The 20,554-nt window shown below is 67.8% G+C and carries 23 protein-coding genes; 5 read left to right on the plus strand and 18 right to left on the minus strand.

Going from position 1 to position 20,554, the window contains the following annotated elements:
* Nucleotides 1-40: 40 nt before the first annotated feature.
* Genes L2Y94_RS12680 through pdeM form a run of 4 tightly spaced genes read left to right on the plus strand, consistent with a single transcriptional unit; the run spans nt 41 to nt 5,730 of the window.
* Complete coding sequence (locus L2Y94_RS12680; protein WP_247367015.1) at nt 41-1,063, plus strand: ligase-associated DNA damage response exonuclease; 1,023 nt, start codon at nt 41-43, stop codon at nt 1,061-1,063.
* Entirely contained in the window at nt 1,063-2,658 is a 1,596-nt protein-coding gene (locus L2Y94_RS12685) for an ATP-dependent DNA ligase (RefSeq protein ID WP_247367017.1), read from the plus strand. Before L2Y94_RS12680 ends, L2Y94_RS12685 begins: the two co-directional genes overlap by 1 nt.
* Complete coding sequence (locus tag L2Y94_RS12690) at nt 2,615-5,050, plus strand: ligase-associated DNA damage response DEXH box helicase (RefSeq protein WP_247367018.1); 2,436 nt, start codon at nt 2,615-2,617, stop codon at nt 5,048-5,050. The genes L2Y94_RS12685 and L2Y94_RS12690 overlap by 44 nt, the downstream gene beginning before the upstream one ends.
* The gene (gene pdeM, locus L2Y94_RS12695) at nt 5,047-5,730 is read left to right on the plus strand and encodes a ligase-associated DNA damage response endonuclease PdeM (protein ID WP_247367019.1); all 684 of its coding nucleotides are present in this window, start codon (nt 5,047-5,049) and stop codon (nt 5,728-5,730) included. The genes L2Y94_RS12690 and pdeM overlap by 4 nt, the downstream gene beginning before the upstream one ends.
* A gap of 61 nt (nt 5,731-5,791) precedes the next feature.
* Here pdeM and L2Y94_RS12700 read toward each other — a convergent pair whose 3' ends face one another.
* The 13 genes from L2Y94_RS12700 to L2Y94_RS12760 all read right to left on the minus strand — a co-directional run bounded on the left by L2Y94_RS12700 (nt 5,792) and on the right by L2Y94_RS12760 (nt 15,898).
* Nucleotides 5,792-6,511, minus strand: coding sequence for a copper homeostasis protein CutC (locus L2Y94_RS12700; RefSeq protein ID WP_247367020.1), 720 nt, complete (start codon nt 6,509-6,511; stop codon nt 5,792-5,794).
* Nucleotide 6,512: 1 nt separating this feature from the next.
* A complete protein-coding gene (locus L2Y94_RS12705; protein ID WP_247367021.1) occupies nt 6,513-7,541 on the minus strand; it encodes a glycosylasparaginase in 1,029 nt (342 codons plus the stop codon).
* On the minus strand, nt 7,480-7,782 hold the full coding sequence (locus tag L2Y94_RS12710) for a hypothetical protein (RefSeq protein WP_247367024.1): 303 nt from the start codon (nt 7,780-7,782) through the stop codon (nt 7,480-7,482). Before L2Y94_RS12710 ends, L2Y94_RS12705 begins: the two co-directional genes overlap by 62 nt.
* Entirely contained in the window at nt 7,779-8,147 is a 369-nt protein-coding gene (locus L2Y94_RS12715) for a pilus assembly FimT family protein (protein ID WP_247367036.1), read from the minus strand. Before L2Y94_RS12715 ends, L2Y94_RS12710 begins: the two co-directional genes overlap by 4 nt.
* Nucleotides 8,114-8,500, minus strand: a complete 387-nt coding sequence (locus L2Y94_RS12720) for a type IV pilus modification PilV family protein (protein WP_247367037.1) — start codon at nt 8,498-8,500, stop codon at nt 8,114-8,116. Before L2Y94_RS12720 ends, L2Y94_RS12715 begins: the two co-directional genes overlap by 34 nt.
* A 149-nt stretch (nt 8,501-8,649) precedes the next feature.
* Nucleotides 8,650-8,856, minus strand: a complete 207-nt coding sequence (locus L2Y94_RS12725; protein WP_045829421.1) for a cold-shock protein — start codon at nt 8,854-8,856, stop codon at nt 8,650-8,652.
* A gap of 137 nt (nt 8,857-8,993) precedes the next feature.
* Nucleotides 8,994-9,740: an S-methyl-5'-thioinosine phosphorylase gene (locus L2Y94_RS12730; protein ID WP_247367039.1), complete on the minus strand. Its 747-nt coding sequence runs from the start codon at nt 9,738-9,740 to the stop codon at nt 8,994-8,996.
* Nucleotides 9,741-9,745: 5 nt separating this feature from the next.
* Nucleotides 9,746-10,294 carry a hypoxanthine-guanine phosphoribosyltransferase gene (locus L2Y94_RS12735; protein ID WP_247367040.1) on the minus strand — a complete coding sequence of 183 codons (549 nt, stop codon included), beginning with the start codon at nt 10,292-10,294 and terminating at the stop codon, nt 9,746-9,748.
* A gap of 6 nt (nt 10,295-10,300) precedes the next feature.
* Nucleotides 10,301-11,302, minus strand: coding sequence for a beta-N-acetylhexosaminidase (gene nagZ / locus L2Y94_RS12740; protein ID WP_247367042.1), 1,002 nt, complete (start codon nt 11,300-11,302; stop codon nt 10,301-10,303).
* Between the two features lie 10 nt (nt 11,303-11,312).
* On the minus strand, nt 11,313-11,819 hold the full coding sequence (locus L2Y94_RS12745) for a CYTH domain-containing protein (protein ID WP_247367045.1): 507 nt from the start codon (nt 11,817-11,819) through the stop codon (nt 11,313-11,315).
* Between the two features lie 2 nt (nt 11,820-11,821).
* On the minus strand, nt 11,822-13,120 hold the full coding sequence (gene rlmD / locus L2Y94_RS12750; protein WP_247367048.1) for a 23S rRNA (uracil(1939)-C(5))-methyltransferase RlmD: 1,299 nt from the start codon (nt 13,118-13,120) through the stop codon (nt 11,822-11,824).
* A gap of 91 nt (nt 13,121-13,211) precedes the next feature.
* Entirely contained in the window at nt 13,212-13,802 is a 591-nt protein-coding gene (locus L2Y94_RS12755) for a YdbL family probable chaperone protein (RefSeq protein WP_247367049.1), read from the minus strand.
* Nucleotides 13,803-13,870: 68 nt separating this feature from the next.
* Nucleotides 13,871-15,898 (minus strand): hypothetical protein, encoded by a 2,028-nt coding sequence (locus L2Y94_RS12760; protein WP_247367050.1) that lies wholly within the window; start codon nt 15,896-15,898, stop codon nt 13,871-13,873.
* A gap of 45 nt (nt 15,899-15,943) precedes the next feature.
* On the opposite strand from L2Y94_RS12760, the gene L2Y94_RS12765 reads away from it, so the two are divergent.
* Nucleotides 15,944-16,693 carry a response regulator gene (locus L2Y94_RS12765; protein ID WP_247367051.1) on the plus strand — a complete coding sequence of 250 codons (750 nt, stop codon included), beginning with the start codon at nt 15,944-15,946 and terminating at the stop codon, nt 16,691-16,693.
* 85 nt (nt 16,694-16,778) lie between these two features.
* Here L2Y94_RS12765 and recO read toward each other — a convergent pair whose 3' ends face one another.
* The 5 genes from recO to lepB form a co-directional block, all read right to left on the minus strand.
* Complete coding sequence (recO, locus tag L2Y94_RS12770; protein ID WP_247367052.1) at nt 16,779-17,471, minus strand: DNA repair protein RecO; 693 nt, start codon at nt 17,469-17,471, stop codon at nt 16,779-16,781.
* Nucleotides 17,472-17,492: 21 nt separating this feature from the next.
* Entirely contained in the window at nt 17,493-18,428 is a 936-nt protein-coding gene (gene era, locus L2Y94_RS12775; protein ID WP_247367056.1) for a GTPase Era, read from the minus strand.
* Nucleotides 18,425-19,078: a ribonuclease III gene (gene rnc / locus L2Y94_RS12780; protein WP_247367057.1), complete on the minus strand. Its 654-nt coding sequence runs from the start codon at nt 19,076-19,078 to the stop codon at nt 18,425-18,427. The genes era and rnc overlap by 4 nt, the downstream gene beginning before the upstream one ends.
* 9 nt (nt 19,079-19,087) lie before the next feature.
* Nucleotides 19,088-19,462: a DUF4845 domain-containing protein gene (locus L2Y94_RS12785; protein WP_247367059.1), complete on the minus strand. Its 375-nt coding sequence runs from the start codon at nt 19,460-19,462 to the stop codon at nt 19,088-19,090.
* A 139-nt stretch (nt 19,463-19,601) separates the two neighbouring features.
* The gene (lepB, locus tag L2Y94_RS12790) at nt 19,602-20,501 is read right to left on the minus strand and encodes a signal peptidase I (RefSeq protein WP_247367060.1); all 900 of its coding nucleotides are present in this window, start codon (nt 20,499-20,501) and stop codon (nt 19,602-19,604) included.
* Nucleotides 20,502-20,554: the final 53 nt, after the last annotated feature.

Genomic DNA, 20,554 nt, shown 5'->3' on the forward strand with positions numbered 1-20,554 from the left:
TTTTTCGCCCCATTGACACACCGCCCCCTACCGTCCTCCCATGGACGGCGACCTCCTCCACCCCCTTCCCCAAGGCCTCTACTGCCCCGCGGGCGATTTCTTCATCGATCCGATGCTCCCCGTCGAGCGCGCGGTGGTCACCCATGCCCATGGCGACCATGCCCGTTCCGGTAGCGGGCTCTACCACGTCGCCGAGGCCGGCATCGGCTTGATGCGCGAACGGCTCGGCGCCGACGCGACGCTTCACGCCCATCCCTACGGTGAACGTTTCACCCTCGGCGACACCGTCGTCTCGCTGCATCCGTCGGGCCACGTGCTCGGCGCGGCACAGGTCCGCATCGAAGGATGCGGCAAGGTCGCCGTGGTCTCGGGCGACTACAAGCGCGATCCCGACCCCACGTGCGAACCCTTCGAGCCCGTGCCCTGCGACGTATTCGTCACCGAATCCACGTTCGGCCTGCCCATCTATCGCTGGCCGCCGATGTCGCGGGTGATCGACGACCTGCTCGGCTGGCTGGAAGACTGCAAGGCCCGCGGCGTGCCCGCCGTGCTGTTCTGTTATGCCTTGGGCAAGGCGCAGCGCGTGCTCGCCGAATTGGTGCGCCGCGATCCCGATCGCGTCGTCCACCTGCACGGGGCCATGGTGCGCCTGGTCGAGGCGTATCGCGACGCCGGCGTGATGCTTTCCCCGACGGTCCCCGTCAGCGACTCGGCCAAGGGCCGTGACTTCGCCGGCGAGCTGGTGATGGCGCCGCCCTCGGCGGCAGGCTCGCCGTGGATGCGTCGTTTCGCCAAGGCCTCCACCGCGTTCGCGTCGGGATGGATGCAGGTGCGCGGCGCCCGTCGTCGGCGCGGCTACGACAGGGGCTTCGTCGTGTCCGATCACGCGGACTGGCCTGGCCTGCTACGCAGCGTCGAGGATTCTCGCGCCAAGCGCGTATACGTGACCCATGGCGACGGAGAAACCCTGATCCGATACCTCACCGAACGTGGCGTCGATGCCAGGCCCTTGCGCTCGCTAGGCGCGATGCCGCAGCCGCGAACGAGCGAGGAAGGCGACTGATGCGCCGCTTCGCCCGCTTGTTCGAAACGCTGGACCGGACGACGTCCACCACCGCCAAACGCGACGCGATGGCCGCGTATTTCGCCGAGGCTCCCCCCGCCGACGCGGCCTGGGCGGCCTACGTGCTCGGTGGCGGCAAGCTCAAGCGCACGGCCAGCTCCACCGAGCTTCGCCTCGCACTCGCCGCCGAGACCGGTTACGCCGAATGGCTCATCGACGAGTGCTACGAGCAGGTGGGTGACCTGGCCGAGACGGTGGCGTTGATGCTGCCCGAAGGCGATGCCGACGACGGCGACGTGCCGCTCCACGTCTGGATGGAAGCGCGCCTTCCCTCGCTGTCGCGCATGGATGCCGCCGGTCGCGTCGACCTGCTGCGCGAATGGTGGCGTGCGCTGCCGCGCGACCAGCTGTTTCTGGCCAACAAATTGCTCACCGGCGCCCTGCGCGTGGGCGTGTCGCATCGGCTGCTCGTGCAGGCGGTGGCGCAATGGGCGAACCTGCCCACCGATCTCATCGCTCATCGCCTCAGCGGCACCTGGCGCCCCGCCGCCGAGGCCTTCTCGGCACTGGCCGAGCCCGAACGAGCGGACGAACACGCGGGTGACCGTCCCTATCCGTTCTTCCTGGCCTCGCCACTCGAAGAGTCGCCATCGGTCCTGGGCGATGTCGGCGACTGGCTCGCGGAATGGAAATGGGACGGCATCCGTGCCCAGGTCATGCGCCGCGGCGACGAGGCCTTGCTTTGGTCACGTGGCGAGGAACGGCTCGATGGCCGTTTCCCCGAGATCGAACAGGCCGCGGTCGCCTTGCCGCGAGGCTGCGTGCTTGACGGCGAAGTGCTCGCCTGGACGCTGGACGAAAACCACCCCCTGCCCTTCGCGGCCTTGCAGAAGCGCATCGGCAAACTCAAGCCGGGCCCGAAGCTCCTGGCGGACACGCCGGTGCGGCTCATGGCCTATGACCTGCTGGAACAGGACGGCGAAGACCTGCGCGAGCGTCCGCTGGGCGAACGTCGCGAACGCCTCGCCGCGCTGATCGAAGACCTCGGCCCCACGTTGATGTTGTCCCCGGCCGTGGAGGCCGCCGATTGGGACTCTCTTGCCGCCGTGCGGGGCGAGTCGCGCGAACGGCGCACCGAGGGCCTGATGCTCAAGCGCGTGGCGTCGCCCTACCGCGTCGGCCGCAAGCGCGGCGACTGGTGGAAGTGGAAAGTCGATCCCTACACGCTCGACGCCGTGCTGCTCTATGCCCAGCCCGGCCACGGCCGCCGTTCGGGCCTGTTCACCGACTACACCTTCGGCGTGTGGGACGGCGACAGCCTGGTGCCGGTGGCCAAAGCGTATTCGGGCCTGGACGACGCCGAAATCGGCCGGCTGGATCGGTGGATACGCGCCCACACGATCGACCGGTTCGGGCCCGTGCGCTCGGTGGAAGCCGTGCACGTGTTCGAACTCGCCTTCGAAGCCATCCAGGTTTCCAGCCGGCACAAGTCCGGCGTAGCCGTACGTTTCCCGCGCATCCTGCGCTGGCGCACCGACAAGGCGATCCACGATGCCGACACCCTCGACACGCTCCGCGGCCTGGCGGCGGGCTGAGCGGCGTCTGCTCGACTGGTTCGCCTCGCAGGAACGTCGCGCGGCGCCTTTCCAGCGCGCGGCATGGCGGGCCTGGGGCGACGGCCAGAGCGGCCTGCTGCACGCACCGACGGGCACGGGAAAAACGCTCGCGGCGGCGGGAGGCCCGTTGATCGATGGCGTGTTGCATCCCGCCACGGGACTGCAATTGCTCTGGATCACGCCGCTACGCTCGCTCGCCACCGATACGGTGCAACACCTGAGCGCCGCCGTGGAGGCGATGGACCTGCCTTGGCGCGTGCTTCGCCGCACGGGTGACAGCGGCAGCGCGGAACGTGCGCGACTGCGCCGCGGCGCCTGCGAGCTGCTGGTGACCACGCCGGAAAGCCTGGCCCTGTTGCTGAGCTATCCCGACGCGCGCGAACGTTTCGCCCGCCTGCGCGGCATCGTGGTCGACGAATGGCACGAATTGATCGGCAACAAACGCGGCACGCTGCTGCAACTCGGGCTCGCACGCCTGCGCCGCCAGTTGCCGGACCTGCGCACCTGGGCCCTGTCCGCCACGCTGGGCAATCTCGACGAAGCCCTGCGCGCGCTCTGTGGCGAAGGCATGCTCATCGCCGGCGGAACCCGGCGCAAGACGCGGGTGGAAACGGCCCTGCCCGAAAGCGACGAGCGCTTCCCGTGGGCCGGTCATCTCGGACTGTCGCAGCTGCCGCGCGTGCTCGACGCCGTACTGTCCGCCACCACCAGCCTCGTTTTCGCCAACACCCGATCCCAGGCCGAGCTGTGGCACGAGGCCTTGTCGTCGGTGTGGCCCGAAGCCCCCGACACGCTGGCGTTGCACCATGGCTCCATCGATCCCAAACTGCGCGCCGACACCGAAGAACGCCTGCGCGTGGGCACGCTGCGTTGCGTGGTGGCGACATCCAGCCTCGATCTCGGCGTCGACTTCTCCGCGGTGGAACGCGTGATACAGATCGGCAGCCCGAAGAGCATCGCCCGTCTGCTGCAACGTGCCGGCCGCAGCGGCCATCGGCCGGGAGCCATATCGCGCATCCTTTGCGTACCCACGCACCTGCTCGAACTGGCCGAGGTCGCCGCGGCGCGGCGCGCGCTCGCCGCCGATCACCTCGAACCGCGCCATCCGCCGCGCGGTTCCCTCGACGTGCTGGCCCAGCACCTGGTCACGATGGCACTCGGCGGCGGCTTCCATCCCGATGAAGCCTTCGACGAGGTGACCTCCGCGCTCGCCTACGCCCAACTGCCGCGCGAACGTTTCGACGCCGTGCTCGCCTATCTGCAGACCGGCGGCTCGGCACTGGCGAGTTACCCGGAATACCACAAGCTCGTCGTGAGGGACGGCCGGTACAGGGTGGAAAGCGGTCGCGTCGCCCGCATGCATCGCCTCTCCATCGGCACGATCACGTCCGACGGCACACTGCAGGTACGCTACATGAAGGGGGCGCGGCTGGGCAGCGTGGAAGAAGCCTTCGTCGCCCGCCTCCGCCCGGGCGACCGGTTTCTCTTCGCCGGACGGCACCTGGAACTCGTACGCGTGCGCGACATGACCGCCTACGTCCGCGCCGCCACCACCCGCCGCGGCGGCGTGCCCCGCTGGATGGGCGGGCGCCTGCCGCTGTCGGGCGAATTGTCGGACGAGCTGCGCGAGGTGTTGGCCGATCCCGAGGCATCCGAAGCCGAGATGCGCGCCTTGCGGCCCTTGCTGGCCATCCAGCGAGGGCAATCGGCGGTGCCCGGCCTGGACGAATACCTCTGCGAGCGCACGCGGACGCGGGAGGGCGACTATCTGTTCGTCTACCCCTTTGCCGGCCGGCTCGCCCACGAGGGCATGGCCGCGTTGCTCGGATACCGGTTATCGCGCCGGTACCCCGGCGATTACGGTTACGCCGTGAACGACTACGGTTTCACCTTGACCGCCGCGCACATGCCACCGCTGGATGAAGCGGCACTGCGCACGCTGCTTCATCCGTGGCACCTGCGCCAGGACATCCGCGACAGCGTGAACCTCACCGAACTGGCGCGGCGGCAGTTCCGCGAGGTGGCGCGCGTGGCCGGGCTGGTCTTCAACGGCTACCCGGCCCACAGCAAGACCCTGCGTCAATTGCAGGCTTCCAGCGGCCTGTTGTTCGACGTGCTGAAGCGGCACGACCCCGCGCATCCGCTGCTCTGGCAGGCCGAACGCGAGGTGCTCGAGCAGCAGTTGGACTACTCGCGGCTTCGTGCCTGCCTGGTGCGCATGGCACGCGCCCGTCTGCTCTGGCGCGAAACGCCCCGTCTCTCGCCGCTGGCCTTTCCGCTATGGGTCGAGCGCATTCGCGGCGGCATCGCCGCCGACGACTGGAAAACTCGGGTGGAGCGCATGCGCGATTCGCTGGAGGCCAAGGCATGACCCACGGCATCGAGGTGGCCGGCGAACGCCTGGATCTGCATGCGGAGCGTGCGGTCTTCTGGCCCGCGAAACGCATCCTGTTCGTCGCGGACGTGCACTTCGGCAAGGGCGCGGTCTTCCGCCGCGCGGGCATCGCGGTGCCCAGCGGCGATACCGACGACGACCTCGCCCGGCTCGATGCGTTGATCGCATGGTACGCGCCGGCGCAGATCGTCGTCCTGGGCGACCTCGTGCACGGCGCACCTGGACGGCATAGCGACTGGGTGGAGCGCGTGCGCGCATGGCGCGCGCGCCATGGCGACGTTCGCATGCGGCTCGTCGCGGGCAACCACGACCGGCACATGGATGCGCGCCTGCTCGGCTTCGAGCTCTGCCCGGACCGCGTGGCCGAGCCGCCGTTCGTGCTGTCGCATGATCCGCGGCCGGACGAACGCGGTTACGTGCTGGCCGGGCACGTGCACCCGGGCGTAGTGGTCCGCGACGGATGGCGCAAGCATCGGTTGCCGGCGTTCGTCTTCGACGCAAGCGTGGGCGTGTTGCCGGCGTTCGGCACGATGACGGGGTTGCATGAGGTCATCATGGAGCCGAAGCGACGGATCGTCGCCGTGACCCCCGGAGGGCTCCTGCCGCTCACGTCTGCGCAGGGATCGCGGACAGGGTCCGCTCCCACCCTTCGGTAGAACGGTTCGCTACCGAAGGGTGGGGGCGGACCCTGTCCGCGATCCCTGCGAAGCAAGCCGCTCAGGCCAACGCAGCCACCAGCGCCCGCACGATCGCCGGATCGGTGCGCGTTTCGCCGTCGCCCATGCCCAGCGCGTCGGCGGGCGCGCGGCGCATCGCCGACGGCAGGCGACGCTTGGCCGATGCATGGAACTCGACCGCATGGGTCGCGTCGCGCAGCGAGGCGACGTTGTCGGGCGTGATGCCCGCACCGGGCATCACCACGATGCGTTGCCTGGCCTGCCTGACGAGTTTTTCCAGCGATGCGGCACCCGTCACCGCGCTGGGCATGCCACCGGAACTCAATACGCGATCGAAGCCCAGGTCGATGATCGTCTCCAGCGTCGACGAGCGATCCGGCACGAGGTCGAAGGCGCGATGGAACGTGATGCCCATCGGGCCCGACGCCTCCACGAAGCGCTCGCAGGCATCTTCGTCCACTTCGCCTTCGGGGGTGAGCGCGCCGACGACCACGCCCGCGCAACCCAGTTGGCGGCAATGCGCGATGTCGTCGAGCATGGCCTCGATTTCGGCGTTTTCGTAGACGAAGTCACCTGCCCTCGGCCGGATGAGCACGTAGAGCGGAATCTCCAGCCCCTCGCGCGCAAGGCGAATGGTGCCGTGAGACGGCGTGACCCCGCCCTCGTCGAGGCTCGCGCACAGCTCGACGCGATGCGCGCCGCCTTCCTGCGCCGCGAACGCCGAAGCGACCGAATTGGCGGCGACTTCCAGCAGGGCCATGTCAGTACGTGCTCTTGCCGGGCAGCAGCGTATCCTGCTTTCGCGCATCGCAGATCGCGTACGAAAAGCCCTTCTGGATCGACCAAGCGCCGACGTTGCCCTTCTTGTCCATGGCGAGAAAACCGACCTGCACGTCCTTGGCTTCGGGCTTGCGCTTGAGGATGCGCTCCACCGCTTCGCGGCAGGCGTCTTCGGGCGAACGGCCCTGGCGCATCAGTTCCACCACGAGGAAGCTGCCGACGTTGCGGATCACTTCTTCCCCGACACCGGTGGAGGTCGCGCCGCCGACCTCGTTGTCCACGTACAGGCCCGCGCCGATGATCGGGCTGTCGCCGACGCGCCCGTGGATCTTCCAGGCCATGCCGCTGGTGGTGCACGCGCCGGAAAGGTTGCCGCGCGCGTCGATGGCCAGCATGCCGATGGTGTCGTGGTTGCTCGCGTCGCCCGGCGTGCCGCCCGGTCCCGCGTTGTAGGTTTTCACTTCGCTGTTGGCGACCGGTTTGTACTTGGCCGTCTTGAGCCATTCGTGCCACGCCTTATCGGACTCGGGCGTGAGCAGTTCCTCGCGCGGAAAGCCCTGCTCGATGGCGAACTGCGTGGCGCCGTCGCCTACGAGCAGCACGTGCGGCGTGCGTTCCATCACGCGGCGGGCCACGGAAATGGGATGGGCGATGTGCTCCATGGCGGCCACCGCGCCGCAGTTGCCGTGCTCGTCCATGATGCTGGCGTCGAGCGTGACCTTGCCGTCGCGGTCGGGATAGCCGGCTCGTCCCACGCTGTGGTTGCGCAAGTCCGCTTCCGGTACGCGCGCGCCCTGCTCCACCGCATCGAGCGCACGACCGCCGGACGACAGCACTTTCCATGCGGCCTGGTTCGCCGCCACGCCGAAATCCCAGGTGGAGCACACGCGGGGAATCATGCCGCCGCCCGATGCCTTGCCGGTGGACGACACGGCCTTGGCCAACGCGCTACCGCTCAGTGCCAGGCCCGACGCGATCGACGCGCCCTGGAGAAACCGCCTGCGATCCATGAAATGCCCCGTTCGACGACGCGCCGTCCGCGCCATCGGGAATGGTCGCACGGCGCCGCCACGGCTGACCACCGCCGGAAGTCTCGCTTTCGAACGCCTTTTTCGCGGCTTCGCGATAGGCCCTCGCCGCCGCCGAGCGACGGGCCGCCGCATCGGCGAACGCAGCGCCCAGCAACGCCATCATCGTGAGCGCCACCAGCACCAGCAGCAGGATCGAGCCGCGCGCTCGACGGCGCCTCATGGCATTCGCGCCACCCGCGAAAACGTGCGGCCGTCCGCGAGCGTGAGACGAAGCTCCACGAGCCCGCCTTCTTCCGGAAGAAAACGCAGCGAACGCACGCCGTCGGCGAACGGCTGCCGCGACTTTCCGTGCCGCAGCGTGTGACCGGCAACGGGCCAGTTCGCTTCGACGGGATCGTTGGCGACCGCCGCGAGGATCAGCCAAGCCGCATCGTCCGCGCGACGGCCATGCATGTAACGCACGTGCGCATGCCTATCGATCGAAAGGGACACCGTCACGGCGGATGCAACGAGGGATGCGACGAGCAGACCCGCCAGCAGCTCCACGAGCGTCATACCTCGGGCGGAGGTGGCGGCACGAACCACGTGATTTCCTCCCGTTCTGCCCACGCGATCCGGATACGGCAAGAGAGGTCGGGCTTGCAATCGACCGTGCCGCTCGCGCCACGGCCGAGGTACTCGGCGAGATCGCGCCGAAATCGCGCCATCTCGCGGTGGTTTGCCGGTTTTGTGTAATCGCCCCGACGCATTCCGTCGGGGTGGGCGCGCATGCGGGTGGCGAGGTTCAAGGCGATGGTGGTCGCGGCGAACGAACGGGACGCCCGTGCGTGCACGCCGAGGGAATGGGCCAGCCACGTGGCATGCGCCGCACTGCCGATCGCGAAGATCGCCAGGGCGACGAGGCATTCGATAAGTGACGAACCACGGACGCGGGGCATCCCGCCACGATGCCCTTCGCGGCCGCGCAGGCAAAGCCGTCCCGCGCGCCGATCGATGTCCGCGCGCCGACGGCGTAACCGTCGGTGTTTCCCCTAAAAAAAACCCCGCGCAACGGCACGGGGTTTTTAGAACGTCGTTTGCGGACCGATCAGGCCGCGACTTCGACGCCGGACGCCTGGGCACCCTTGGGGCCCGTCGTCACTTCGAACTTCACGCGCTGGCCTTCCTGCAGGCTGCGAAAGCCCTTGGAATTGATCGCAGAAAAGTGGACGAACACGTCCTCCCCACCGTCCTCGGGCGCGATGAAACCGAAACCCTTGGCGTCGTTGAACCACTTGACCGTACCGAAACGCATTTGCGGAAACCTCTGGACATGGACTGGAAGCACCCGGACGGCGAGGCTTCCCCATGGATTCCCTTGGCCTGCCCCCGCGGCGCCTGCGAAGTATCATCATGTTTCCGACAAAAGCGCAACTGGGATTATTTCCGAGTTCAAAGGGTCGCGATCAGGCGTCCCACGATCGGGAACACGTTGGCCGTGGCCGCCTTCAGATGCGCGAAGATTTCCTCGATGCTGATTTCGGCCTCGTCGCCCGCACCCGCGGCGAAGTTGGCGACGAGCGCCAGGCAGGCGAATTCGAGGTCGAGTTCGCGGGCCAGCGTCGCCTCGGGCATGCCGGTCATGCCCACCAGGTCGCAGCCGTCGCGCTTCATGCGCGCGATCTCCGCCCGGGTTTCCAACCGCGGTCCTTGGGTGACGCCGTGCACGCCGCCGTCGACGATGGCCAACCCTTCCGCGCGGGCCGCGGCGAGCACGGCCTGGCGCAAGCTTTCGGTGTAAGGCTCGCTGAAGTCGATGTGGCGAACCTCGGCCCCCTCCACGTCGTTGAAGCTGGTGTAGCGGCCGTGGGTGTAGTCGATGATCTGGTCGGGCACCACCAGGGTGCGCGGGCCCATGTCGTCGCGAATGCCGCCGACGGCGTTCACGGCCAGCACGCGGCGCGCGCCGAGCGAATGCAACGCCCACAGATTGGCCCGGTAGTTCACCCGGTGCGGCGGCACGGTATGGCTCTCGCCGTGACGCGCGAGGAACGCCAGGCGCCGTTGCTTGTAGTCGCCCATGACGACATCGCCGGAGGCGGCGCCGAAGGGCGTGTCGACCGACCGGCGCTCGACGTTCTCCAGGCCCTCGAAGGCGTAGAGGCCGCTGCCGCCGATGATGGCGAGATCGATGCTCATCGGACTCAGTCCTTCAAGGCGTGGATGGCCGGCAGGTTGCGGGCCTGTTCGTGGTAATCCATGCCGTAGCCGAAGACGTAGCGATCCGGCAGGTCCACGCCGTTGAAGTCGGCCTCGATGCCTTCGGCACGGCGGCCGTGGAGCTTGGTGCACAGCACCGCCAGCAGCACGCGCTTCGCTCCCATCTGCAGGCAGGCATCGCGCACGGCCTTCAGCGTGTGGCCCTCGTCGAGGATGTCGTCCACCAGCAGCACGGTGCGATCCTTCAGGGGCACCTCGGGACGACGCAGCCAGTGCAGGTCGCTGCCGCTGGTTTCGCCGCGATAGCGGGTGGCGTGCACGTAATCGAATTCGAGATCGGTGCGGATGGACAGCGCAAGCTGGCCGGCGAAGATCAGGGCGCCGTGCATCACCGAGAGGAACACCGGGCGTTCGCCGGCGAGGGACGCATCGATCTCGCGTCCCATGCGGGCGATTTCGGCATCGAGCCGGTCGCGGGTGAACAGGACGTCGGAATGCGCGAGCGCGTGCTCGAGCGAAGCGGGGGTGGACATGATGGGTCAGGACTCCAGTGCAGTCACGCGCTTGATGAAGCGATCGCGTTGGGGGTTGTCGACGAGGCCTTCCCAGGTGGAGGCGATCTCGCCGCGCAGGGGAGCGATGCGCTCCATCGGCGACGGACGGCGCCCCTTCACCGCCGCGATGGCCTCGGGAACGGCCTCGGGGAAACAGGCGAGCACGAGATCGCAGCCCGCGTCGAGGTTGGCGTGGACCCGCGCGGCGATGCCGCCCGCGCTGCCCGCCGCCGCCATGCTGATGTCGTCGCCGAACACGCAGCCCTTGAAGCCGAGTTCGCCGCGAAGGATCTCTTCGATCCACACGTGCGAGTAACCGGCCGGCTGGTCGTCGACGGCGGTGTATTTCACGTGCGCCGCCATCACCGCCTCGGCGCGCGCCTCGATGCCGGCGACGAAGGGACGCAGGTCGGTGCGCATGATGTCGTCCTTCGAGCGCGGGTCGATCGCCGAGGATTCGTGCGTATCTTCCTTTACCGAACCGTGGCCGGGAAAGTGCTTCAGCACGGCGGCCATGCCGCCCAGGTGCATGCCACGCACGTAGGCCTGCACGAGGTCGGAGGCCACCTCGGGATCGGCATGCAACGCGCGGTTGCCGATGGCCGCGCTGCCGCGATCGAGGTCGGCCACCGGGGCGAAGCTGAAATCCACGCCCGTGGCGCGCATTTCGCTGGCCATGATCCAGGCGTGTTCCTCGGCGCGCTCGATGGCGGCCGAGGGATCGGTGTCATGCAGGCGTCCCAACAGCGACAGCGGCGGCAGGCGGGTATAGCCTTCGCGGAATCGCTGCACGCGGCCGCCTTCCTGGTCGACGCAGACCAGGAAGTCGTCGCCCGCCACTTCGCGCACGGCATCGATCAGCGCCGACACCTGTTCGCGCGACTGGAAATTACGGGAAAACAGGATGACGCCCGATACGCCCGGCGCAGTGAGCTGGGCGTGCTCGTGCGCCTGCAACGCGGTACCGGACAAGCCGATGATCAGCACGGTAGGCTCCTTAGGATTCCCGTTCGTCGGCCGTCCACTGCGTGTAGGGCCGTGCGATGAGGTTGACGTTGAAATAGCGAACCTGGTGGCTCACTTCCCTGCCCAGCCAGTCGGGACGCGGATAGTCGGCACCGGCGCTGGGCAATTCGAGTTCGGCCACCACCAGCCCGGCGTTCGCCCCGAGGAACTCGTCGATCTCGAAGTGTGCGCCCTCGAACATGACATGATGACGATGCTTTTCGAGCAGCCCGTCGCACAGATCGGCGAGCATGCGCTCGGCGTCGTCCAGCGGTATGGGATATTCGTATTCCTGGCGTTCGATGCCCAGCGTGGCCGACTTGATGTTGAGCCACGCCAGCTCACCCGAGCGGCGTACCCGCACCGACGACTTCGCGTGCCCCGCCGCGATGGCACCGGCGTCGACCAGGTAACCCTGCGCGATCGTTTCGCTTCGCTCGACGAGGCCGCGCCAGCCGTCGCCGGACAGGAGGAACTTGCGCTCGATCTCGATGCCCATGCTCAGCGGCGCTCGAACAGGGCGATGGATTCGACGTGCGCGGTGTGCGGGAACATGTCCATCACGCCGGCGCTGACGAGGCGAAAACCCTTTTCGACGAGGATGCCCGCGTCGCGGGCGAGCGAACCGGGATGGCAGGACACGTAGACGACGCGGTCGGTGCCCTTGCGCGGCAGGTACTCGAGCACCTTGTCGGCACCGGCACGCGGCGGGTCGAGCAGGAGCTTGTCCCACGACGCTTTGGCCCAGGGCTCGTTGCGTTGGTCGTCGAAGAGGTTGGCCACGCGGAACGACGCGTTGGCCAGGCCGTTGCGGGTCGCGTTGGCCGCGGCCCGCTCGACGAGGCCATGCTCGCCCTCCACGCCCACCACGTCGGCGGCGTGGCGCGCGATGGGCAGCGTGAAGTTGCCCAGGCCGCAGAACAGGTCGAGTACGCGGTCGGTGGGCTTGAGATCGAGCAGCTCGAGCGTGCGCGCCAGCATGCGCTGGTTCATGCCCGCGTTGACCTGCACGAAGTCGAGCGGCAGGAATTCCAGCTCGACACCGGCGGCGGGGATGCCGAACGCCAGGCGCGGCGACTCGGGCCACAGCGCGTGCACGCTGCTGTGATTGCCCGGCTGCAGGTAGATGGCGAAACCATGCGCCTTGCCGAAGGCCGTCAGCGTCTCGCGGTCGCGGCCGGACATCGGCGAGAGATGACGGAAGACGAGCGCCACCGTGTCGTCGCCCGCGGCGAACTCGATCTGCGGAATGTCGCGGGCCACGTCGAGGTTCTGCACCAGCGTGGCCAACAGGCCCACCTTCGGCCCGATGGCCGGGTGGATCACCTCGCATCGCTCGATGTCGGCGACGAAACGCGGATTGGATTCCTCGCGGAAGCCGACCAGCACGCGATCCTTCTTGTTGACGAAGCGCACCGAAAAGCGCCCCTTGCGACGATAGCCCCAGGGTTCGTCGGTGAGCGGCGGCATCCACGACTCAGGCGCCACCTTGCCGATGCGCTCGAAGTTTTCGGCCAGCACGTGCTGCTTGGCGGCGATCTGCGCGGCCGGGGCAAGATGCTGGAGCGAACAGCCGCTGCACTGGCCGAAATGGCGGCACTTCGGCTCCACGCGATCGGGCGAGGCCTCGATGACCGAGACGACCTCGGCATCGTCGTAGTTGCGATGCCGCTTGCGGTACTTCAGCAGTACGCGTTCGCCCGGCAACGCGCCGGAGACGAAGGTGGCCTTGTTGTCGATGCGGGCGACACCCCTGCCGTCGTGGCTGAGGTCGGTGATGGTGGCTTCGAATTCGGTCATGCGCTCAAAAAACTGAAAGCCCGGACTGGGGGCCCGGGCTGGCTGGGAGGACACGCCGCGCGACGGACGGCGGATTCCTGGCGAAGAGAGCCTACTTGCGCTTCCAGGCGCCGGAGGCGTCCCGATAATACCAGCCCGAGGGCGCGCGCTGGACCCAGCCGTCGGCGAAGGTCTTGCGGATCTGCGGTTCCCACTCGGGGTGGCCGTTGGCCGCGGCGACGGCCTTGTAGAGGGCGTTGCGATCGGCGTTCTCCTGGTCGACGAGGGAGCGCTGTGCCAACGGGAGGGCATTCGCGTCGTGCACGGCCACCAGGCCATCGGCGGTGAAGCCCACGGCCCCGTTGTCGAACAGGCCCTTCAAGCGGCCGCCGAAGCGGTTCTTCATCCGCTCGCGGATGGCGTCGGTTTCCGGCGTGCGGATCTGGATATCGGGGTTGTCGGCCGCCATGGCCCGCGGGATCACGAGGTCGAGCAACGACGCCGACGGGCCGCCACCCTGCGGCTTGGCCTTTTCCGGCGCTTTCTCGGCGGGGCGTGCCACGCCGCTGTCGTCGAGCACGTTGCCGATGAACTGGTCGGCCGCCTTCTGCGCCGCGGCCTCGGGGAAATAGACGTTGATGGTGACGCAGCCGACGAGGGCCACGGCGGTCGCGGCGACCAGGGTTATCAGCAACTTGCGCATGAAAAGCCACTCCGTAGGATCCTGCCCCATCATCGCACGGGCGATCCCGGTTCGCCGATACGATCGGTTCAACGAACGACCGGCCCGCCGCCCTCGGTCGCCGCCTCCAACCGCCGCACCAGCGTCGGCCAGTCCACCTCGCGCTGATGCCCCACCACCGTCAGGCGTGGCAGGCCGCTGCCCTCGACGATCGTGTAGCCCTCCTTCGTCGGGCCGAGGCCGCCCATGGTGCAGACATCCCCCTTGAGAACGCACGACAACCCGATGCGGCGATAGCCGAAGGTCTTGAAGATCTTCAGCATCGTGCCCTGCAGGCCGCCGGCGATACCGCCGCCGCCGACCGAGGTGAGGTTGTTCACCGCCTTCTGGCTGATCCGGCCGCCTTCGTCGGCGAGAAAATTCGCCTTGAAGGCCGTGGGCTTCCAGGCGACGAGGCGCAGGTCGTCGATGTGGCCATCCATCCTCCCGGTGATGCTGCCGAAATCGAAGACCGAGGTGAGCAAGCCCAGATCGAGGTTGCGCAGGGCGATGTCGCCGGTGAGTTCGGGCGCGTCGCTGAACGGCCGCGACAGGGTCATGCCGGTGATGTCGACGAAGCCGTCGAACACGTTGAGCGACAGGCCGCCGCCCAGTTCGACCCTGTCGTCGACGTAGCGCAGGTTCGGCACCGCGCCTCCGACCGTGCCCTTGAACTCCGGCCAGCCCAACGCGCGGCAGAAGGCGGCCATGTCCACCTGGGTAAGCGCCAGCGAGGTCTGCAGGCGCTCGCCGCTGGCGGCACCGGGCCTCAGGCCCAGACCGAGGACACGCAGGTGACCGTCGAGTACGGGAATGCTCAAGGGTTTCTGTAGCGAGAGCGTGCCGCCGCGGCTTTGCCACGTGCCCTCCGCACCGCCGTTGGGAATCTTCAGCACCTGGAGTGCCCGCCAGCCGAGCTTCGTGGCGGGACGATCGCCGTCGGCGCTCCAGTCGACGGCGCCGTGCAGCCCGGCGATGCCCAGGCGTCCCCCGGCGAACGACAGATCGAGGCTATCGGTCTGGAAGGCGAAGGCGGACAGGCCCTTCGCATCCATCGATGCGCGGCCGCTGAGGCCGCCCACGGCTTCCAGGGCATCGATGCCGACGGTCTTGAGCAGGCCCGTGCCATAGCGGGTGTAAGCGGCCGGGAACCGCGCGTTGACGCGATCGATGTCGAGCCGGTCGAGGTCGCCCTTCGCGTCGAAGGCGAGTTCGCCTTCCAGTTGCAGGGCATCCGGATCGGTCAGGCGCAGGCGCTGGATCGCCAACGAGCCCTTTTCCGAGCGGCTGGAAAGGGACAACTGCACCGCGTGCGCGGGCAACGCCGCGTAAAGCGGCCCGAGCAGCAACTCACCGCCCCGGAGCGTGCTGTCCAGTTCGATCGTCGTCGCCGACGGCTGGCTGTCGAGGCCCAGGCGACCGCCGCCCGACAGTTTCTGGCCCGCCATCTTGCCGCCCGGCGTATCGAATCCCACGCCATCGAGGGCGAACTGGCCGGCTGCCTGCACGCCGTTGTCGAGCAGGTCGAGGGCGAGATCGGCGTCGACCTTGCCCGCTTCCAGTCGCCCCGCCCACACGGTGGAGACCAGTCCCTGCAGCCAACCCGCGGGCAACCCCTTGAGCGTGATCTGAGCGTGCGTGGGTTGATCGATGGGCAGGGCCAGTTCCGCGCCGGCCTTGTCCTGGCGAACCGACACCTCGAGCGTATTGGCCGCATCGTCGGCCACGATGCGTAGCGTCGCGTCGGTCAACGCGCCACCCGGCGCACCGCGCAGGCGGACACGGCCATCGAAGATCCAGCGCCCCAGTTCGTCACGATCCAGATCGCCGTCGACGCCCAGGCCGAGCTTTTTCCAGCCCATCGAGGGCACGTCGGCCCGCGCCGCCGACAGCTTGACGGTCACGCCCTTGCCGCTGTCGGCCCGAGAGATGTCGGCCTTCATGCCGCTCAGGCTGAAACCCGGCAGATCCAGGCTGTCCGCTCCCACCGAGACGCCGGCATAGGCGGCGCCCGCCCAGGCGACGAGGCACCAGGCAAAGGCAAGAACCATCCATGAGCGGGTTGATACGGGGAGCATGCTCGTCCATTCTGCCAAATCCTGATGAACGACATGGAACGTTGCATGGCAGATCGCCACCTGGATCCCCTCCCCGCCCCTTCCGAAACCGCGCGGCGCGCCGTGCTGGTCGCCGACGATGACGCGTCGACGCGCGAATTTCTGGCTGCCGCCCTGAAGGCCCTGGGCTATCTCCCTACCCTGGCCGCCGATGGCCGCGAAGCGCTGGAGTTCGCCTCGCGCCTGCCCTTCGACGCGTTGCTGCTCGATTGCCGCATGCCCGGCGCCGGCGCGGAAGACGTGCTGGCCTCGCTGCGCACGACGGCTTCCGCCGCGTCACGGCATGCGACGGCGTTCGCGACCAGCGCGGAGGTCACGCCCGAACAACGCCGCCGCCTGCTCGACGCCGGTTTCGCCGGCGTCATCGAAAAACCGTGTCGGGTGGCGGCCCTCGGGCATGCGCTGTCATCCGTGTCCGAAGCGGCCTCGACGGCGAAGGTGCTCGATGACGACGAAGCCCTCGCCGCGACGGGGGACGCCCACACGATGCGCGCGTTGCGCGGGCTGCTTCGGGACGAGCTGGCCGCGCTCGATGACGAGCTCGGCGCTTATGCCGGCCAGCCGGACGCCTTCATCGAACGGCTTCACAGGCTGCGATCGGCGTGCGGTTTCTGCGGCACGGCGCGGCTGGGGATGCAGGTGAAGGCATTGCAGAAGCACCTCGTCGATCACGGGCGTGCCGACGGCGCGGCACTGGAACGCTTTCGCGAAGCGCTTCGCGCCACGATGACGGCACTGGACGCCTCACTGGCCTGAGCGATCGGGCCACGTCAACGGCTCCCGCGCAAAGCCCGACGTGTGTGGGAGCCGACGTCGTCGACGGTAGCCGGGCCGCCTCGACTCAGCGAAGTACCCGCCAGGCCCGCAACTCGCCTCCGCCAAGGTGAAACGAGATCACCTGCCGCATTATCCGGCGCAGCGACGAAAGCCCCGCGGCATCCGGTGAACTATCGGCCGCCAGCGCCAGCAGGTCGGAGCCGCGGATCGCGCCGGGGTCTCCCGGCCGACCCGGCATCGGACCCGCTTCCGGGTCGTAGTAGTAGCTCGACGACGGGTCGATGGCGTCGCCACTGCTCGCGTCGACATCGAGTTGCAAGGCGTATCCCAGCGCATCCATCATGTCGCGCTCGAAGCGCCGCAAGGTCCAACCCAGCGGCTCGCCGCCCGCCATGCGCGCGAGCGTGCGTTCGTAATGGCCGAACAGTTCGGGGTTAGGATCCTGCCTGCCGGTCAGGCGAACCACCAGCTCGTTGAGATAGAGCCCGGCCATGCCGGCATCGCCGGTAAGGCGGATCACCGGACCGACCGGCTCCGCATCGCGCAGCGTCGCCAGCTCACCCTTCAGCAGCAGGTCGAGCTCGAGCCGCTGGAACGGTTCGAGTTGGGCACGCTGCACGCGTGCTTTCTCACGCCGTACACCCCGCGCGACCACGCCGATGCGGCCCTGATCGCGGGTGAGGCACTCCGCCAGCAACGACGTCTCGCGGTACGGCCGCGCATGCAGCACGAAGGCGGGCTCCCTTTCGATACGCATGGCGTCGCGCGCCCCCGCGGCTTATTCGTAACCGAAACGCTTGAGCAGGTTTTCGTCGTCGGCCCAGCCTTCGCGCACCTTCACCCAGAGCTTGAGGAAGACCTTACGCTCGAACAGGTGCTCCATCGCCTTGCGGGACGACGTGCCGATGGCCTTGAGCTGCGCGCCGCCCGCACCGATGACGATGGCCTTCTGGCCGTCGCGCTCCACCCAGATCACGGCATGCACCTCGGCCACGCCGTCGGGACGATCCTCGAAGCGCTCGATCTCCACCGTGGTGGCGTAAGGCAGCTCCTGTTCCAGGCGCAGCATGAGCTGCTCACGCACCATCTCGGAGGCGAGGAAGCGCTCGCTGCGGTCGGTGATCTCGTCTTCGCCGTAGATCGCCGGCTGTTCGGGCAGGCGCTTGAGGATGCCTTTCTCCAGGGCGTCGAGCCCCTTGGACTTCAGGGCGCTCACGTAATACACGTCGTCGAACGGATGCTTCTGCATCAGGTCGGCCACGAAGGGCAGCATGGCGGCCTTGTCTTTCTGCAGGTCGACCTTGTTGATCGCCAGCAACCGGGGCAGGTCTTTCTGTTCGGCGAGCACGGCGTACATGGCCGCGTCCTCGTCCGTCCAGCGCCCCGCCTCGATGACCTGCACCGCCAGATCGACCTCGGTGACGGCCGCGCGCGCGGCGCGATTGATGCTGCGGTTCATCGCACGCTTGCCGCCCTTGTGCAGTCCCGGGGTGTCGACGTAGAGGATCTGGCCTTCCGGCTTGGTCGAGATGCCCAGGATGCGGTGACGGGTGGTCTGCGGGCGATGACTGACGATGCTCAGGCGCACGCCGATCAGCGCGTTGAGCAAGGTGGACTTGCCGACGTTGGGACGACCGGCGAGCGCGACGTAACCGCAGCGGAAATCGTCGTCGACGCGGACGTCGTGGGTCGGATCGTTATCGAATTCGTTCATGGTTTGATGTCCTGCAATCGACGAAGCACGGCCTCGGCGGCCTCCTGCTCGGCGGCGCGACGGCTGCCGGCACGGCCTTCGATACGGATGGATTGGGGCTCGTCGATGGAACAGCTCACGTCGAACGTCTTCGCGTGGTCTTCGCCGTAGCTGTCGATGAGTTCATAGGTGGGCAGGGGCAACCCCTTGCCCTGGAGCCATTCCTGCAGGCGCGTTTTCGCGTCCTTGCTGGAGCGCTTCAGTTCGGCGATGCGCGGCATGAACAGGCGATTGACCACCTGGCGGCACGCGTCGTAGCCGTCGTCGAGGTAGACCGCCGCCACCAGCGCCTCGAACGCGTCGGCGAGGATCGAATCGCGGCGAAAGCCCCCGCTCTTCAGCTCGCCCGGTCCCAGTTTGAGCTTGTCGCCCAATTCAAGATCGCGCGCGATCGCCGCCAGCGCCTGGCCGTTCACCAGTTGGGACCGTAGCCGCGACAGCTCGCCTTCGCTCGCATTCGGATGCGCATCGAACAGCAACTCGGCGACGGTCACGCCCAGCAGGGCGTCGCCGAGGAATTCCATCCGCTCGTTGTTCGGCTTGCCCGCGCTTCGGTGGGTGAGCGCGAGCTCCGCGAGGGATGGATTACGAAAATGATGCGGAAACTGCACGGTGAGCCGTCATGCCTGGACATTCCTCATCGGCACCGCGTTTTCGAAGTGCAGGAGGAAGTCGATGTTGTAGAGGAAATGGATGCGCTTGTCGTACGACACCTCGAGCACCTGCGCGTTGTTGCGGCGGTCGATCGTGATGTCCTGCGGCCGGATGGTGGCATCGTCGACGTACTGGAAGCCCATCTTGTAAATGAGGTTGCGGCGAATGTCGTTGAGGTCGCCCGAACCGCCGTCGGAGGCCATCTGGGTCATGGCCTTCTTCACGCCGAAATACTCGATGTACGACGGCACGAGCTTCATGCCCATGAAGGCGAAAAAGCCGAGCACGAACAACACGATGAGAAAGCCGATGAGGGTGATACCCGATTGCCTGGTCTTCATGCGTTCACGTCCCGCCGCGCGGGCGGCTCCCCTGAGTTAGTGCCGATGAGATGCGGGGCGCCAAGCGCCCCGCCGTGCCAGATTACCGCGTCCGCCGCCCGCCGTAACCTCGGCGGACGTGACGGTGGGCACCGTTTCGTCAATGGATGATCCGGCCCATCCGGCCGAAATCGAACCAGCCGTTGCCCGGGCCGCGCCAGGCCAGCCAGACGAAGAATGCCTTGCCCACGAGGTTCTTCTCGGGCATGCAGCCCCACCAGCGGCTGTCGGTGCTGTTCATGCGGTTGTCGCCCATCACGATATAGCAGCCCTTGGGCACTTCCGACGGGACCCCGGCATTGGGGATATCGAGCGGCATATTGTAGGCCGGGGTGAGCGCGATGGTGTGGTTGATGCTGCCCAGGTGCTCGGTGTAGAGCTTGGACCCGTAGGTCATCAGCAGGCGGTCTTCCGGCTCGTTCACGTTGCCCTTGTACGGGCCGATCTCGTCGGCGCCCACGCGTTCGCCGTTGATGTAGAGCTCGCTGCCCCGGGTTTCGATGCGGTCGCCCGGCAGGCCGATCACGCGCTTGATCCAGTTCTCGCTGGGCACCGGCGCATGGGGGTTCTGGCAGGTGACGTCGCCGCTGCGAATGGTTTTGCCCTGCTCGTCCTTGCAGACGTAGCCGGGGAAGCGGAACACCACGACGTCGCCGCGACGCGGTTCGCCGTTCTCGACCAGCTTGTTGTTGAAGGCCGGCACGCGCAGGCCGTAGGTGAACTTGTTGACCAGGATGAAATCACCGACGTCGAGCGTGGGCATCATCGAGCCGGAGGGAATCCGGAAGGGCTCGGCCACGAAGGAGCGCAGCAACAGCACCACGAGGATCACGGGAAAAAGGGAACGTGCCCAGTCCACCGGCCAGGACTCGGGCTGGTCTTCGCCCGTGGCCTCGGCGCGGGCACGGCGACCCTTCGCCAGGAAAAGGCGGTCGAACAGCCAGATCAGTCCGAATAGGACCGTCAGGCCGAGCAGAATCGCCGAGAAATCGAATGCCATGCCAACTCCGTCAATCGTGTCAAAGGACCGCGAGGTCCATTCCGGCGCATCCG

Origin of the sequence: Luteibacter aegosomatis (assembly GCF_023078455.1) — a bacterium.
Lineage (GTDB): Bacteria > Pseudomonadota > Gammaproteobacteria > Xanthomonadales > Rhodanobacteraceae > Luteibacter > Luteibacter aegosomatis.

Excerpts from the sequence above, each read along its gene's own strand:
- L2Y94_RS12720 (WP_247367037.1), bottom strand. The coding sequence starts at position 8,500 with ATGCCCCGCGTCCGTGGTTCGTCACTTATCGAATGCCTCGTCGCCCTG.
- L2Y94_RS12725 (WP_045829421.1), bottom strand. The coding sequence starts at position 8,856 with ATGCGTTTCGGTACGGTCAAGTGGTTCAACGACGCCAAGGGTTTCGGT.
- L2Y94_RS12690 (WP_247367018.1), top strand. The coding sequence starts at position 2,615 with ATGCCGACACCCTCGACACGCTCCGCGGCCTGGCGGCGGGCTGAGCGG.
- L2Y94_RS12765 (WP_247367051.1), top strand. The coding sequence starts at position 15,944 with ATGGCAGATCGCCACCTGGATCCCCTCCCCGCCCCTTCCGAAACCGCG.
- L2Y94_RS12710 (WP_247367024.1), bottom strand. The coding sequence starts at position 7,782 with ATGAGGCGCCGTCGAGCGCGCGGCTCGATCCTGCTGCTGGTGCTGGTG.
- recO (WP_247367052.1), bottom strand. The coding sequence starts at position 17,471 with ATGCGTATCGAAAGGGAGCCCGCCTTCGTGCTGCATGCGCGGCCGTAC.
- L2Y94_RS12705 (WP_247367021.1), bottom strand. The coding sequence starts at position 7,541 with ATGGATCGCAGGCGGTTTCTCCAGGGCGCGTCGATCGCGTCGGGCCTG.
- L2Y94_RS12755 (WP_247367049.1), bottom strand. The coding sequence starts at position 13,802 with ATGCGCAAGTTGCTGATAACCCTGGTCGCCGCGACCGCCGTGGCCCTC.
- L2Y94_RS12680 (WP_247367015.1), top strand. The coding sequence starts at position 41 with ATGGACGGCGACCTCCTCCACCCCCTTCCCCAAGGCCTCTACTGCCCC.
- rlmD (WP_247367048.1), bottom strand. The coding sequence starts at position 13,120 with ATGACCGAATTCGAAGCCACCATCACCGACCTCAGCCACGACGGCAGG.
- L2Y94_RS12745 (WP_247367045.1), bottom strand. The coding sequence starts at position 11,819 with ATGGGCATCGAGATCGAGCGCAAGTTCCTCCTGTCCGGCGACGGCTGG.
- pdeM (WP_247367019.1), top strand. The coding sequence starts at position 5,047 with ATGACCCACGGCATCGAGGTGGCCGGCGAACGCCTGGATCTGCATGCG.
- L2Y94_RS12700 (WP_247367020.1), bottom strand. The coding sequence starts at position 6,511 with ATGGCCCTGCTGGAAGTCGCCGCCAATTCGGTCGCTTCGGCGTTCGCG.
- L2Y94_RS12735 (WP_247367040.1), bottom strand. The coding sequence starts at position 10,294 with ATGTCCACCCCCGCTTCGCTCGAGCACGCGCTCGCGCATTCCGACGTC.
- L2Y94_RS12730 (WP_247367039.1), bottom strand. The coding sequence starts at position 9,740 with ATGAGCATCGATCTCGCCATCATCGGCGGCAGCGGCCTCTACGCCTTC.
- era (WP_247367056.1), bottom strand. The coding sequence starts at position 18,428 with ATGAACGAATTCGATAACGATCCGACCCACGACGTCCGCGTCGACGAC.
- lepB (WP_247367060.1), bottom strand. The coding sequence starts at position 20,501 with ATGGCATTCGATTTCTCGGCGATTCTGCTCGGCCTGACGGTCCTATTC.
- L2Y94_RS12760 (WP_247367050.1), bottom strand. The coding sequence starts at position 15,898 with ATGCTCCCCGTATCAACCCGCTCATGGATGGTTCTTGCCTTTGCCTGG.
- L2Y94_RS12685 (WP_247367017.1), top strand. The coding sequence starts at position 1,063 with ATGCGCCGCTTCGCCCGCTTGTTCGAAACGCTGGACCGGACGACGTCC.
- L2Y94_RS12785 (WP_247367059.1), bottom strand. The coding sequence starts at position 19,462 with ATGAAGACCAGGCAATCGGGTATCACCCTCATCGGCTTTCTCATCGTG.